Here is a 14366-nt window from a genome sequence, read left to right as displayed (position 1 = left end):
TGCTCGCGAAGGCGGCCTGCCGGCCGACCTGAATCTGGCGGATGTACCTCGACCCTGTGGGAGCGGGCTTGCTCGCGATGACGTCCTTCCAGCCAACACATTCCTGTGTAGTTTTCCTCAAATCCCCAGGAAATCTCCGACACGCTTTTCAGGTTGTCCGTCGGAAGCACGATCTCTAGCCTTTGTCGGTCACTGCAAATTCAGTGATCGGGTTTGGTCGCCCGGGTTTAGAATGGCGCACAGTGCCGCGCGAGCGGCATTTTTGTGCTTGCTTAATGGCGAGCCGTGCGTGGGAGGGCCCAGGCCCTGCCGGGTTTCCATTCCCTGGTCGACCAACCTGCGTACAGTTCGCCACCCTTCTGCTTGGTCGCAGTGATGGCGAACTCCAATCCAAGAATGGAGCTTCACCATGATCAAACCCACCCCAAATCCCCCCAAACAATCTGTCCCCCGCAAACCCGGCACGATGTTCGTCATCGCCCCGGACATCGACACCGAAACCCTGCTGGCCCACGCCTGTGAGTCGCTGGCGTCGGCGAGTGTGATGGCGAGTGATTTCGCGGGGTTTCTGCAGGGCTCGCAGCGCAATACGATGCTGGGGATTGCGCAGGTGATCATGCTGGGTGAGCTGGCGGTGAATCGGGCGCTGGATAATCTCGATCCGCAGGATTAGTGGCCAAAGGCCCGACCCAGGGCGGTGAAGCCCGGGCCGGCCAGGACGATCAATAACGCCGGGAAGAGAAACAGCATCATCACGACGGACATCTTGGCGGACATCTTGGAGATGTATTCCTGCAGGCGCGTCAGGCGCCGGTCGTCGAGCAACTGTTTGAGCGCCAGTAGGGACTTCATCGCGCCGCCACCCTGATGGATCAATTGTTGAAGGATCACGCAGGTGTCGGTGAACTCGTCTACCGCAAGCAAGCGGGTGGTCTTGTTCAACTCTTCGCCCAGTTCCAGGCCTGAATCGACGCGGGTCAGAATCAGGCGCAGTTCATGGGTCAGGGCGGGCAACAACTGCCTGCCCTCCTGGCTCAGCACACGCAGGGATTGCTCCACCGCCATGCCCGATTCGAACAGGGTGCGCAGCAGTGCAATGAAGGTCGAGGTTTCAGTGGCCAGTTGTTTTTGCCGACGCTGTGCCGCGGCGGCCAGCCAGCGCTTGGGCAACAGGTAGCCCATGCTGGTGGCGAGCATCGGGGCGATCCAGTGGTTCTCCACATTCGGGTAGAACAGCCCCTGGATCAACAGGCACAAGGACAGCGCCAACACCGGCACGCCCACCTGCAAGGCGGCGAACAGTGAGCGTTGGCGTACGCTGCGCCAGCCCAGGCGGTTGAGCAGGGTCTGGGTTTCGTTGTCCATTTTGACCGACCGCTGTCCCAGGCGGCTGGCGCCCAGGGCTTGCAGCAGTTGGGTGAGGTGGCTATCACCCGGCGCCTTGCCATCCAGTCGCTGGGCCACCTGGCGTGCCCGTCGGCTTTGCTCCAGCAAAGCGCTGAGCAACAACAGCGCAGCCCCGAAAAGCAGCAGCGCGCTCACCAGCAAGAGCATCTTCATAGTCATAGGCTACGCAACATGCGCCAAAGCGCCAGGCAACCGATCACCTGAAATCCGAAGGCACTCGCCAGCATGGTTTGCCCCGAGCTGTCGTGCCACATGGAAAGCAGGTAGGTCGGATTGGTGAGTAGAAAATAGCCTGCGACCGAGACCGGCAGCAGGGCCAGGACCACGGCAGTGATACGGGTTTCGCCGGTCATGGCCTTCAACTGGCGTGCCGCTTGCTCGCGTTCGCGGATCATCTTGATCAGGTTTTCCAGCAGCTCACTGGCATTGCCGCCGTAACGGTGGTTGACCTTCAAGCCGAGTGCGAGCAGGCGCAGTTCGTCTTTCTCGTACAACTCGGCGAAGTCCGAAGCGGCGTCTGCCAGGTTGACCCCCAGTTGCACATTGCGTTGAATTCGGCCCATGGCATTTTTCAGTGGGTCTTCGGCCGCATCGATGGCGCCGAGCACGGCATCGGCCAGGGTCCGCCCGGACTTCAGGCTGCGCACGGCATGGTCGAGCAGCATCGGCAGCTGTTCGATCATGCGACTGAGGCGACGCTGGTAACGCCAGCTGACGAACAGTCGTAACGCCACCGGAGGCACCAGCAGTACCAGCAGCGCGCCGATCCAGCCACTCAGGGCAATTCCCAGCAGCACCCCGAGTACCCAGAACACCAGCCATCGACCCAGGCGTTCGGTGGGGCGTCCGAGTCCGGCGCGCAGGAACGCGCGCTCAAGGCCCGCCCATGACGACGTCTGCTCGACCCGCAGGGGTTGCCCCTGGCTCAGGCGTCCCAGAATCCGTTCGTTGCCCGTCTGGCGCAAGCTGTTATGGAGCAGGCGTAGCGCCAGGCCGAGAAAGATCAGGCAAACGAGGATGAGCAGCGCCGGTTTGAGCATGCCGTGGCCTCAGTACGCCGAGGGAGACAGCGCCGAGTCCCGGCGCAATTTGTCGCCAGCCGGGTTCACGGCTTCGCGCAGGAAACCGAACCCGGTGTGGCGGTCGAAACGGAACAGCGTGTTGGTGACATACACGTCGTCGCGCACACCCACGACTTCCACCACTTCGCTGACACAGCGGCGGCCGTCGGGCATGCGCGTGAGCTGGATGACCACGTCGAGCGCCGCGCAGATCATCTGCCGCAGGGTGCGCTCGGCGATGCTGCGGCCGGTCAGGCCCACCAGGGTCTCCAGGCGCAGTAGCGCATCCTGGGCGTTGTTGGCGTGTACGGTACTCATCGAGCCGTCGTGGCCGGTGTTCATCGCCGTCAATACATCGACCACTTCGACGCCGCGAATCTCGCCGAGGATGATCCGGTCCGGGCGCATCCGCAGGGCGTTGCGAATCAGGTCGCTGGCTTTTACTTCGCCATGGCCTTCGGCATTCGGTGGACGGGTTTCCAGGCGCACGACGTGAGGGTGGCCCAGTTGCAGTTCGGCGACGTCTTCGATGGTGACCAGGCGTTCTTGAGGGTTGATCAACTGGCTGAGAATGTTCAGCAGTGTGGTCTTGCCGGTGCCGGTGCCGCCGCTGATCAGGATGTTGCAGCGTTTGCCCACGGCTTCCTGAATGAATTCGAAGATCGCGTGATCGATGGTTTGCATGGCCACCAGGTCAGAGCTTTTGAGCATGTCCTGGCGGAATTTGCGGATCGACAGGCACGGGCCATCGAGGGCTATTGGTGGAATGATGGCGTTGACCCGGCTGCCGTCCGGTAGGCGCGCGTCGACCATGGGCGAGGACTCGTCGAGCCGTCGGCCCAGGGGCGCGAGAATCCGTTGCATGACACGCTCGACGTGGTGCGAATCGATAAAACGCAAGTCACTCAGATGCAGCAAGCCTTCGCGTTCGACAAATACCCGGTGTGGACCGTTGACCAGAATCTCGGTCACCGCCGGGTCGCGCAGCAGTACTTCCAACGGGCCGAAACCGGTGAGCTCGTCGACGATCTCCTCGGCCAGACGCTCCATTTCATAGCGGGAAATCGCCAGGTGCAAGCGCGCGATGTACTCGGCCACCTTGTCGATCACGAATTGCGACAGCGCCTGGCGCGTGCCCTCCAGCAGGTTTTTCCCCGACTCTTCGATAGCGTCGATGATGTAGCGGTGCAGCACCAGTTTCAGGCCTTCGTGGTCGGTATTGCCGACCGCGCCGCGATGGGGGGAGCCGAAGAGTTTTTCACTGCTCATTGTGCGCCCCTCAAGCGGTTGAACCAGCCGGTCTTGGGTTTGACCAGGCCTTCGGAGTGCCTGGCCAGGCGCTCGCCGAGTGCGCGCAGACTCTGCGTGAGACCCTCGCGCGGGGCCAGTTCGAACAAGGTCAGGCCCTGGTTCTTGGCGTTGAGCCGCACTTCCGGGCTGTAGGCGAGGGTGGCGATGATCTCCAGGCCAAACGTCTTGCCCAGGGTATCGGCGTCCGGTGCGACGCTGCGCAGGTAGCGGTCCACGAGCAGTTTGGCGTGATCGAGCTTCATGCCTTTTTCGCGCCACAAGTTGAGCACCGTGAGGTTGCGGCGGCAGTCGAGCACGTTCTGATCGGTGTACCACAGCAGTTTGTCGCAATGGCTGACGAAGGTGCGCAGCGCTTCGCTGTCGGGTTGGCCGGTGAGGTTTACCACGATGTGCTGGAAGTGTTGGCGCAGGGCGCTGAGCAACATGTACAGCTCGGCGGCACTGGTGTGCTCCAGCGGTTCATCGCCATTGGCGTAGGCGAGGATGCGCAGCCCGGCTTCGCAACTGGTGAAGGCGCTGTCGATCAGCGTCGCGTCCAGGCGTCGCAAGTGGCGCAATGCGTCGCCGAAATGAAACGAGCTTTCAAGGCCCAGCAGCGCCAGGCTATCGCCTCGGGGTAATCCAAGGTCCAGCAGCAGCGTGTGCTGACCGCTTTTTTGCACCACCTGCGCCATGTGCGTGGCCAGCAACGCGCCGTCGGCGCTGCTCTGCACGCCATACAGCACGGTCAGGCGGCCCAGGTGCGTGTTCGGCGCGACAGCGGGCAGGCGTTTGCTCAGGCGTCGCACCAGGCCTGCGACTTCACTTGAGCGTGAGCCATAGGCCACGAAATCCCTGGCCCCCGCGCGCATCGCATTGAGTACAAGCTGGTTGTCCATGCCGTCGCCCAGCGCGACGATCGCCAGCATCGGCTTGGCTTCCAGCGCGCCTTCGATCAGCGCGCTTTGGGTGACCACGTGGTCGCGGTCCAGGCCGATGAACACCAGGCTGGCGCAGGTCACGTCCACCAGTGCCAACAGTTCGTCGAGGCTGCCGCCACCGGCGCTGACCACCTGGCCCAAGGGCGCAAGGGCGCCTTGCAGCCATTCCAGGTCGGTGCTGTTGCGCGTGATCGCGAGGAAGGTTTGACTCAGGTTCTGGCTCATTGCGATAACTCGCTACGTGATATCGCACTTGCCGGCAGGCCGCCGGGCAAAGTGGCCCGGATCAAGCCGTTGAACAATGGCGTAAAAGGTCTGCGCATGGAAAGGCATCCTTGCTCGACTCAGGGTGTTTGTTGAGTGATCTCGTTACCGCGAATGACTTCCACGCTCTGCTTGCGCGGCGCGGCGCCAGGGCTGGTGGTGACAGGTTTGGGTGGACCGGTCATGGCCAGCTGGCTGAATTGCAACAACTCGCGGTTGGCATTGGCCAGGTTGGCGGCAGAGTTGCTTTCGCCGGCCCAGTAGCGCGCCAGGCGTTTCTCATCGGCGCTGCGCACGGCCAGGCGCAGCACGCCGGCCTGGGTCGCGAGCATCAGGCGGCTCACCAGTTGTTCAGGCACGGCGAGCAGCACGGTCCGGGCTGCGGCGCGCGATTGATCCTGTTTGAGTTTTTCCTCGGCGTTGCGTGCCGGGCTGGAAGGCTGGCCGTCGTTGGTCAACCCCAACTGTTCGCCGACCCCGAGCACCCGCAAGGCCGGCACCACGAGTTGGGCCGTTGGCTGAGGATTGAGGGTGTCCATGCGCAGGAACAGCAGCACATCGACATAGTCGCCCGGCGTCAGTTGCCCGCCGACAATGACCACTTCGTCCGTGGCGACTGCCAGGGCGCGTTCATTGGGACGGATCATCCGCGACAGCTTGCTGCCGGCTTCGAAGCTTTCGTCGTTGAGCCAGCTGCCGGCGCTGAGGGCGCGCCACGGGGTGCGGCCAATCGCCTGGTCGAGGCTGGTGAGGCTGCCGGCCGGGGCGGTGTGCAACTGTTCCAGCACGACATCGGCGGCGGTGAGCGGCGTATAGGGCGCGACATCGTTGACCAGCACAACCACGGGATGGCGGGTCGGGTCATTTGTCGACAGTGGCGCCTGTGGGATGGCCGGCGGTGCATTGACGGTGGATTGGGCAACGACCTCGGGGGCCGGTTGACGACTCAATGTGAGTCCCCAGTAACCGGTAATGATGGCACCGACCAGAAACAATCCGGCGAGACCCAGAGTGACACGGCTGTTCATGAAGGCTCTCCCTTTCCTGCTGCGCAAACCCCGTCAAGTCCGACGAGACAACTTCGCAATCAGGCAGCTATGAACATGGAACTATTTCGCTATTTGACCGTAGCGCAGGTAGAGCAAAATGCCATTAGCGCGGGGGGAAATATCTAACGAAAGTGCAAAGTTGCGATAAAGCGACCTGTTTTTTGACGTCAACGAAACGGTTAATACTTTAGTGTTAATGCGTATTTACAGTTGTTGGGCCGGGGAATGCCGACAATGCTGGTGCTGGCACTGGGGAATCATGTTGCGTCCGTGCAACACCCATCGTCGTCCAGGAGAAATGTCATGTCTTTTTCCAAGCTTGTTGAGAAGGTCAAATCCGAGATCGCGTTTTACAAAGGGCTGGTCAAAGATACCGAGGGTGCATCCGGTATCGAGTACGCCATTGCTGCCGGGATGGCGGCGGTTATCCTGGTGACTTTCATGACGCCCATATCCGGAGCGGTTAAGGGGATATTCGATGTCATCAAGACACATCTGGTTCCGACGGCCGCAGGCTGACTTGTCCATGTGATCTCGACGTTTGCGCCCAGTCCCTTGCAGGTGTCACCTCATGAACGCTCACGCACAGCCACGCCAACAGCTGCTTCTGGTGGATGACGAAGAGGACGCATTGCTTGAGTTGGCGGAGTTGCTGGAGGGTGAGGGGTTCAATTGTTTTACCGCCACTTCGGTCAAGCTTGCGCTGCAGCATCTGACCCGGCACCCCGACATCGCTTTGGTGATCACTGATTTGCGCATGCCGGAGGAGAGCGGCATGTCGTTGATCAGGCGGTTGCGCGAGCATACGTCTCGCGAGCATTTGCCGGTGATTGTGATGTCGGGGCATGCGGGCATGGATGATGTCAGTGATATGTTGCGCTTGCAGGTGCTGGATCTTTTTCGCAAGCCGATTTATCACGTGCGGTTGTTGGAGACGTTGAATAATCTGTTTCCGTTGCCGCAGGTTTATTTGGTCAAGGGGTGAGTTGAGTACATATCCGATTCTTCGGTCACTCGCCCTCGCTTAGGCTCTGAGTTCCTTCGCTGCAGGCGAGGTTGTACGCAGGCCAACTGTAGGAGCTGCCGAAGGCTGCGATCTTTTGATCTTGATTTCCGTCCTTTCAACATTGTCAAAAATCAAAGGCGGGAGCGAGCCTGCCCCCTCGCCACGTCGAGGCAGCAGCCTTATCAGGCCACCGGCCGCCAATGCCCGACCATGTGCTCCAGATCCCCGGTGCCCACCAACCGAAAGTCCCCGCTCGCCCCCGCCTCGCTGGCCAGCAACGTCACCTCACTGGGCAGCCGTACCGGCTTCTTGAACTGCACTGCGATCTCGACGTTCGCCACAGGCAGGTGCCCGGCCAGTGCCGCCAGTGTGCGCGCCTTGTTCCACAGGCCATGGGCGATGGCGGTCGGGAAGCCGAAGAGTCGGGCGCTGGCTGCGCTCAGGTGGATCGGGTTGTAGTCGCCGGACACCTTGGCGAATTGCCGACCGATGTCGGAGGGCGCTTTCCAGTGCTCGACTTCGTTCATGTCCAGATTCGTTACCAGGTTCTCCTCAAGCGGTTCGCCCTCGAGTTTGACGCCGCGGCAGAGCATCCGGCTTTGTGCCTCCCACAGCGACCCCAGTTGATCGTCGAGGGTGGTTAGTAAATCGAACGTCGCGCCTTTGGCGTGGGGTTGCAGGTTCTGCACCTGCACGCTGACTCGCGCCCGATTCACCCCGCCCATGGGGCGTAGCAGACGAATTCGATTGCTCAGGTGAATCAGGCCCAGCAGCGGGAACGGGAAGTCCCTGGCCATGAGCAATTGCATCTGCAAGGCAAAGCCGAGGATATGCGGATAGGTCGGCGGCAGCAGGCCGTTGTCGGCGAAGCCACAGACCGTGCGATAGGCCGCCAGGCGTTTGGGATCGACGTCGACCCAGCAGCGCAAACCCGAATCGGGCAGGGTGGTGCCGGTGATTTTTCGCCGTGTCGCCGCTCGAGCGTACAACCCCGGGAGGCTGGGTTCGCGGTTGAGAGTGTGCCAGTCGGTGATCATCCTCAAGCCCCCAGAACGCTTTGCCCGCATACGCGCAACGCTTGCCCGGTGAATGCGCCGGTACCCGGTTGCGCGAGCCAGGCCACGGCTTCGGCGACGTCCTGTGGCAGGCCGCCCTGGCCGAGGGAGCTCATGCGCCGTCCGGCTTCGCGCAGGCCGAAGGGTATGTGCGCGGTCATCTGTGTTTCGATGAATCCCGGTGCCACGGCGTTGATGCTGATGCCGCGCTCGGTGAGCAGCGGCGCCCAGGCTTGCGCCAGGCCTATGAGCCCGGCCTTGCTCGCGGCGTAGTTGGTTTGCCCGCGATTGCCGGCGATGCCGCTGATGGAGGCCAGCAGAATCACTCGAGCGTTGTCGTGCAGGGTGTTGCTATCGAGCAGGGCTTTGGTCAGCACTTGCGGTGCGTTGAGGTTGACGGCCAGTACGGCGTCCCAGAAGTCCGGGGTCATGTTGGCCAGGGTTTTATCGCGGGTGATGCCGGCGTTGTGCACCACGATGTCGAGGCCTTCGGGCAATTGTTCGATCAACTGCGCGGCGGCGTCTTCGGCGCAGATGTCGAGGCTGATGCTGCGCCCGCCGAGGCGTGCGGCGAGGGCTTCGAGGTCGGTTTTGGCCGCCGGCACATCGAGCAGGATGACGTCGGCACCGTCGCGGGCCAGGGTCTCGGCGATGGCGGCGCCAATGCCGCGTGCTGCGCCGGTAACCAGTGCCTTGCGCCCGGCGAGCGGGCGCGTCCAGTCGCTGACGGGCGTCGAGCACGGATTCAGGCGAATGACCTGCCCGGACACGAAGGCGCTTTTGGGCGAGAGGAAAAACCGCAGCGGGCCTTCCAGTTGCGCCTCGGCACCTTCGCCGACATAGATCAATTGCAGGGTGCCACCGCTGCGCAGTTCCTTGGCCAGGGAACGGCTGAAACCTTCCAGGGCACGCTGCGCACTGGCGGCGAAGGGGTCACGCAGGGTTTGTGGATCGCGTCCGAGAATCACCAGGTGCGCACAGTGATCGAGGTTCTTCATCAACGGTTGGAAGAACTCGCGCAGTTGCTTGAGTTGATCGGTGTGCAGCAGGTCACTGGCGTCGAACACCACGGCCTTGAGTTTCGGTCCGTGGCCGGGAATCCAGGCCGTGGCCATCGAAGGCTCGGTGCCGTAGCTGTAGATCGCGTCGGTCAGGCGGTTGGCGAAAACGCTGACGTGTTCCGCCAATGGCCCGCCGCCGATCAGCAGCGCACCTTCCACGGGACGCAGCCGGCCTGCCTGCCAGCGCTCCAGTCGAGTCGGTGTCGGCAACCCCAGGGCACCGACCAGGCGATGGCCGATGGATGAATTGGCGAAGTCGATATAGCGGTCAGACATGGAACGCGCTCCGAAAGCTGGGGTTCAAAGTGTGGACCATGAATGGCGATCAGTCGTTCGATCCACGAGATAAGGCCTACGCTTGGTCATTGTAGGAGCTGCCGAAGGCTGCGATCTTTTGACTTTGATTTTTCAAGATCAAAAGATCGTCCGAACGCGGCCCGAACCTTCGGCAGCTCCTACAGGGGTAGTTTCAATTTCCTTTTTCATCAGGAGTTCTTATGACCCAGCTGCGCCGCGTCGCGATCATCGGCGGTAACCGGATTCCTTTCGCCCGCTCCAACGGCCCCTACGCCACGGCCAGTAACCAGGTGATGCTCACCGCTGCCCTCGAAGGCCTGATCGAGCGTTACAACCTGCATGGCCAGCGCATCGGCGAAGTGGTCGCCGGGGCCGTGCTCAAGTTGGCGCGGGACATGAACCTCACACGCGAGTGCGTGCTCGGCTCGCGGTTGTCGCCCGCCACCCCGGCCTACGACATCCAGCAGGCGTGCGGCACCGGGCTGGAAGCGGCGTTGCTGGTGGCGAACAAGATTGCCCTGGGCCAGATCGACTGCGGCATCGCCGGTGGTGTGGACACCACCTCGGATGCACCGATCAGCGTCAGCGAAGGGCTGCGCAAAATCCTCCTTCAAGCCAACCGCGCGAAAACCACCGGCGACAAACTGAAAACTTTCCTGCAATTGCGTCCCAAACATCTGATCCCCGAGTTCCCGCGCAACGGTGAGCCGCGCACGGGGTTGTCCATGGGGCAGCACTGCGAACTGATGGCCCAGACCTGGAACATCCCTCGCGAAGCCCAGGATCAATTGGCGCTTGAGAGCCATCAGAAGCTGGCGGCGTCCTACGCCGAAGGCTGGCACAACGATCTGATGACGCCGTTCCTGGGACTCACCCGAGACAACAACCTGCGCCCGGATTCGACCCTGGAAAAGCTCGCCGCACTCAAGCCGGCCTACGAGAAAAGCGCCAAGGGCACCCTGACCGCGGGCAACTCCACGCCGCTGACCGACGGGGCGTCACTGGTGCTGCTGGGCAGCGAGGAATGGGCGCAGGCGCGAGGGTTGCCGATTCTTGCCTACTGGCGTGACGGCGAGGCGGCGGCGGTGGATTTCGTCAACAGTGCCGAAGGGTTGTTGATGGCGCCGGTCTACGCCGTACCGCGCTTGCTCGCGCGCAATGGCCTGACCCTGCAGGACTTCGACTACTACGAAATCCACGAAGCCTTCGCCGCGCAGGTGCTGTGCACATTGAAGGCCTGGGAGGATCCGCAGTACTGCAAAACCCGTCTCGGGCTCGATGCACCGTTGGGCTCGATTGACCGCAGTCGGCTCAACGTCAAGGGCAGTTCATTGGCGGCGGGGCATCCGTTTGCCGCCACCGGTGGGCGCATCGTCGCCAACCTGGCGAAGTTGCTGGATGCGGCGGGCAAGGGGCGAGGGCTGATTTCGATTTGTGCGGCGGGCGGGCAGGGGGTGACCGCGATCATCGAACGCTGAGTTAAAACAACTGTGGGAGCGAGCTTGCTCGCGATGAGGCCATCAGCTTCAACATCTATGTTGCCTGATATACCGCCATCGCGAGCAAGCTCGCTCCCACAGGGTTTGGGGGTGTGCCGGCTGATCAGGTACGGAACCTGCGCACCAGTCCGTCCAGCTCGTTCGACAGCCCGGCCAGGCTCTGGGAGTCCAGGCGTGCCGAGTTGGCCAGTTCCGCCACCAGTTGCGCATCGCCATGGATCTGGCTGATGTGCCGGTTGATGTCCTCGGCCACTTGATGCTGTTGTTCCGCCGCCGTGGCGATCTGGGTGTTCATGTCACGGATCACGTCCACCGACTCGCGAATCTGCCCGAAGCTGTTGCGCGCCTCACCGATGCGCGTCACCGATTGCTGGGACACTTCCAGGCTGGCGTGCATCTGTTGAGTCACCTGGCTGGTGCGTTTGGCCAGGTTGCCCAGCAGCCCGTCGATTTCCGCCGTGGAGTCGGCCGTGCGCTTGGCCAGAGCCCGCACTTCGTCAGCCACCACGGCAAAGCCACGTCCCTGCTCACCGGCCCGTGCCGCTTCGATCGCGGCGTTCAGCGCCAGCAGGTTGGTCTGTTCGGCGATCGAACGGATGGTCCCGAGGATCGACTGAATGTCGTTGCTGTCGCGCTCCAGCTGTTGCATCGACTGGGCCGACTGTTCGATTTCCTGACTCAGGCGATCAACGCTGTTCACCGCCGCATCGATCTGTTGCTGACCTTCGCGGGCCTGGCGCTGGCCACTGTCGGCGGATTCCGCCGCCTGGCTGCAAGAGCGCGCAACTTCGTTGGCGGTGGCGACCATTTCGTGGAACGCCGTGGACACCATGTCCACCGCTTCACGCTGGCGTCCGGCGGCTTCGGCCATGTCGCTGGAGACCTGGGTCGAACTCTTGGACGTGGCGAGGATCTTGCCCGCTGCGCCGCCGATGTTCTGGATCAGATTGCGAATCGCGGTCAGGAACTGGTTGAACCAGTTGGCCAACTGCGCGGTTTCGTCGTTGCCACGGATTTGCAGGTTCTGGGTCAGGTCGCCTTCACCTTGGGCGATGCCTTCCAGGCCGCTGGCCACGCTGCGGATCGGACGCACGATGAGGCTGGCAAAACTGGCGCCGACGATGGCGAAGATGACGGCCAGGACGGCGGCGATGAGGGCGATCAACCAGGTCAACTGGGTCGCGGAGCTCATCACGTCGTTCTGTTTGATCAGGCCGATGAAGGTCCAGCCCAGTTGCTCCGACGGCCAGACGTTGGCCATGTAGCGCTCGCCGTTCAACTCCACTTCCACCAGGCCCTTGCCGGCCTTGGCCAGTTGCGCGTAGCCCTCGCCCAGGCTGTTCAGCGGTTTGAAGTTGTGTTCCGGTTGTTTCGGATCCACCAGGACCTTGCCGGTGTTTTCCAGCAGCATCAGGTAGCCGGTTTCACCGAGCTTGATCTGTTTGACGATTTCGGTGAGCTGCTTGAGCGTCACGTCGATGCTGACCACGCCACCGTTGGTGCCCAGCTTGTTGTCGATGGTGCGCACGGTGCTGACGTAGGTCGCGTCGTCCTGGGCCCAGTAGTAGGCCTCGGTGCGGAACGGCTTGCCCGGTTTGGCCTGGGCGGCCTTGTACCAGGGGCGCTGGCGCGGGTCGTAGTTGTTCAGCTTCGGATCATCCGGCCACGACACGTAGCCGCCCGCCGCCGTGCCGAGGATGGCATAGGCGTAGGACGGGTGGCTGTTGCCCAAGTCCTGGAGCAGGGTGAAGACTTTCTTGTCCATCTCGCCCTGGGGAACGCTTTCGGCGTTGGCAGCCATGTAAGTCTTGAGGCTGTCGTCGGAGTTTCGGATCAGCGGTTGCTTGGCCAGGTAATCGACGTTCTGGCTGATGCCGTCAAAAAACAATTGCATGGCATTGCTGACCTGACGAATCTCTCGGGCACTGCCGTCGATAAATTCGTCTCTGGCATCACTGCGCAGGTTCAGCACAACGAGGGTGGCGACCAGCACCACGGGCAGGCAGGCAATGATTGCAAACGCCCAGGTCAACTTCTGTTTGATGTTCATCCGCGCTCCAGATTTTCTTGTAGGCCCACGCAGTGCAGATGACTCGCGGTTTATTGGCAGCCGTAATCGTTCTTGGTCAACCCGGGTCCCTGAGTGCGGCATCGCTTTTGTTGTGGCAGCGATTGTCGGACAAATCACTTTGTCACTAAGGACTTCGGCTGTTCTCGGCGGAAATTGAGGCCTGTTGAGAAAAATCCTACGGAAGGCTAGAGACGTGGTGTCAGCTTCTGTCGCAATTGCCCTCAATGTCCTTGCACAACAAGTGACGCAGGCTCGGCTATGATCCGGAGCGACCCGTGGCGGTCGTCGGTTTTACCTGTTGAAATCGGCACATTGTGTGCTTGTGCCATGTTCATAAGTCGGCAACCCCTCCCCCCCGTGAGTGGATTGCCGTATAACGAATGACTTTCGCGTGTTTGGTAATAAAGGACCCACAATAAAAGCTGATGAAGACTCCAAAACGCATTGAACCCCTGATCGAGGACGGTCTGGTCGACGAGGTGCTGCGCCCACTCATGAGTGGTAAAGAAGCAGCTGTTTATGTGGTGCGCTGCGGTAACCAGTTACGTTGCGCGAAGGTCTACAAGGAGGCGAACAAACGCAGTTTTCGTCAGGCGGCCGAGTATCAGGAAGGCCGCAAGGTGCGCAACAGCCGTCAGGCCCGGGCGATGGCCAAAGGCTCCAAGTTTGGCCGCAAGGAAACCGAAGACGCCTGGCAGAACGCTGAAGTGGCGGCGCTGTTCCGCCTGGCCAATGCCGGTGTGCGGGTACCCAAGCCGTATGACTTTCTCGAAGGCGTGCTGCTCATGGAACTGGTGGCCGACGAGTACGGTGATGCCGCGCCGCGTCTGAACGATGTGGTGCTGGAACCGGACCAGGCACGCGAATATCACGCGTTCCTGATTTCGCAGATCGTGCTGATGCTGTGTACCGGTCTGGTGCACGGCGACCTTTCCGAGTTCAACGTGCTGCTGACGCCGACCGGCCCGGTGATCATCGACCTGCCACAAGCGGTGGATGCGGCGGGCAACAACCATGCGTTCAGCATGTTGGAGCGCGACGTGGGCAACATGGCGTCCTACTTCGGACGGTTTGCGCCGGAATTGAAAAAGACCAAGTACGCCAAGGAAATGTGGGCCTTGTACGAGGCTGGCACCTTGCACCCGGCCAGCGTCCTGACCGGCGAGTTCGCCGACACGGAGGAGTTGGCCGACGTGGGAGGCATCATGCGCGAAATCGAGGCCGCACGCCTGGATGAAGAGCGCAAGCAAGCGGCACGCGCGGCGGACGATGCGCCGCCGGGCAAGACCGAAGAACCGCCTCCACCGTGGATGCAGTGATCGGCTAAAGAAAAACCCGGCTTCGCAGGCTGTGTGAAAACCTAGC

The 14366-nt window shown here is 61.8% G+C and carries 13 protein-coding genes and 1 pseudogene; 5 read left to right on the top strand and 9 right to left on the bottom strand.

From position 1 onward, the window contains the following. Nucleotides 1–409 precede the first annotated feature (409 nt). Complete coding sequence (locus PMI26_RS00305) at nt 410–673, top strand: DUF6124 family protein (RefSeq protein ID WP_007980924.1); 264 nt, start codon at nt 410–412, stop codon at nt 671–673. Here the strand turns inward: PMI26_RS00305 and PMI26_RS00310 are convergent. The 5 genes from PMI26_RS00310 to cpaB form a co-directional block, all read right to left on the bottom strand. Continuing rightward, nucleotides 670–1560, bottom strand: coding sequence for a type II secretion system F family protein (locus tag PMI26_RS00310; protein WP_033048520.1), 891 nt, complete (start codon nt 1558–1560; stop codon nt 670–672). The two genes, PMI26_RS00305 and PMI26_RS00310, sit on opposite strands and share 4 nt — an antisense overlap. A 2-nt stretch (nt 1561–1562) precedes the next feature. Further along, nucleotides 1563–2447, bottom strand: coding sequence for a type II secretion system F family protein (locus tag PMI26_RS00315; protein ID WP_007980920.1), 885 nt, complete (start codon nt 2445–2447; stop codon nt 1563–1565). Between the two features lie 9 nt (nt 2448–2456). Next, a complete protein-coding gene (locus PMI26_RS00320; protein ID WP_007980918.1) occupies nt 2457–3737 on the bottom strand; it encodes a CpaF family protein in 1281 nt (426 codons plus the stop codon). Next, the gene (locus PMI26_RS00325) at nt 3734–4924 is read right to left on the bottom strand and encodes an AAA family ATPase (RefSeq protein WP_007980916.1); all 1191 of its coding nucleotides are present in this window, start codon (nt 4922–4924) and stop codon (nt 3734–3736) included. Before PMI26_RS00325 ends, PMI26_RS00320 begins: the two co-directional genes overlap by 4 nt. 119 nt (nt 4925–5043) lie before the next feature. Then, a complete protein-coding gene (gene cpaB, locus PMI26_RS00330) occupies nt 5044–5991 on the bottom strand; it encodes a Flp pilus assembly protein CpaB (RefSeq protein ID WP_007980914.1) in 948 nt (315 codons plus the stop codon). Between the two features lie 324 nt (nt 5992–6315). Here cpaB and PMI26_RS00335 point away from each other — a divergent pair, with 324 nt between their 5' ends. Both PMI26_RS00335 and PMI26_RS00340 read left to right on the top strand, forming a co-directional pair. After that, complete coding sequence (locus PMI26_RS00335; protein WP_007980912.1) at nt 6316–6531, top strand: Flp family type IVb pilin; 216 nt, start codon at nt 6316–6318, stop codon at nt 6529–6531. A gap of 52 nt (nt 6532–6583) precedes the next feature. Next, nucleotides 6584–6997: a response regulator gene (locus PMI26_RS00340; protein WP_007980910.1), complete on the top strand. Its 414-nt coding sequence runs from the start codon at nt 6584–6586 to the stop codon at nt 6995–6997. A 203-nt stretch (nt 6998–7200) separates the two neighbouring features. On the opposite strand, the gene PMI26_RS00345 is transcribed toward PMI26_RS00340, so the two are convergent. Further along, a complete protein-coding gene (locus PMI26_RS00345; protein WP_007980908.1) occupies nt 7201–8055 on the bottom strand; it encodes a MaoC family dehydratase in 855 nt (284 codons plus the stop codon). A gap of 2 nt (nt 8056–8057) precedes the next feature. Next, complete coding sequence (locus tag PMI26_RS00350) at nt 8058–9410, bottom strand: 3-oxoacyl-ACP reductase (protein ID WP_007980906.1); 1353 nt, start codon at nt 9408–9410, stop codon at nt 8058–8060. Between the two features lie 221 nt (nt 9411–9631). Here PMI26_RS00350 and PMI26_RS00355 point away from each other — a divergent pair, with 221 nt between their 5' ends. Then, a complete protein-coding gene (locus PMI26_RS00355; protein ID WP_007980904.1) occupies nt 9632–10909 on the top strand; it encodes an acetyl-CoA C-acetyltransferase in 1278 nt (425 codons plus the stop codon). Between the two features lie 124 nt (nt 10910–11033). Here the strand turns inward: PMI26_RS00355 and PMI26_RS32465 are convergent, their stop codons facing one another. Further along, the gene (locus PMI26_RS32465; protein WP_371317838.1) at nt 11034–11762 is read right to left on the bottom strand and encodes a methyl-accepting chemotaxis protein; all 729 of its coding nucleotides are present in this window, start codon (nt 11760–11762) and stop codon (nt 11034–11036) included. A 129-nt stretch (nt 11763–11891) separates the two neighbouring features. Further along, nucleotides 11892–12980, bottom strand: a pseudogene (locus PMI26_RS32460) (cache domain-containing protein); the annotation flags it as partial. A 446-nt stretch (nt 12981–13426) separates the two neighbouring features. On the opposite strand from PMI26_RS32460, the gene PMI26_RS00365 reads away from it, so the two are divergent. Then, on the top strand, nt 13427–14320 hold the full coding sequence (locus PMI26_RS00365) for a PA4780 family RIO1-like protein kinase (RefSeq protein WP_007980900.1): 894 nt from the start codon (nt 13427–13429) through the stop codon (nt 14318–14320). Nucleotides 14321–14366: the final 46 nt, after the last annotated feature.

This window comes from Pseudomonas sp. GM33 (assembly GCF_000282295.1).
Classification (GTDB): Bacteria; Pseudomonadota; Gammaproteobacteria; order Pseudomonadales; family Pseudomonadaceae; genus Aquipseudomonas; species Aquipseudomonas laurylsulfatiphila.
This window is presented reverse-complemented; position numbering and strand designations above follow the sequence as displayed.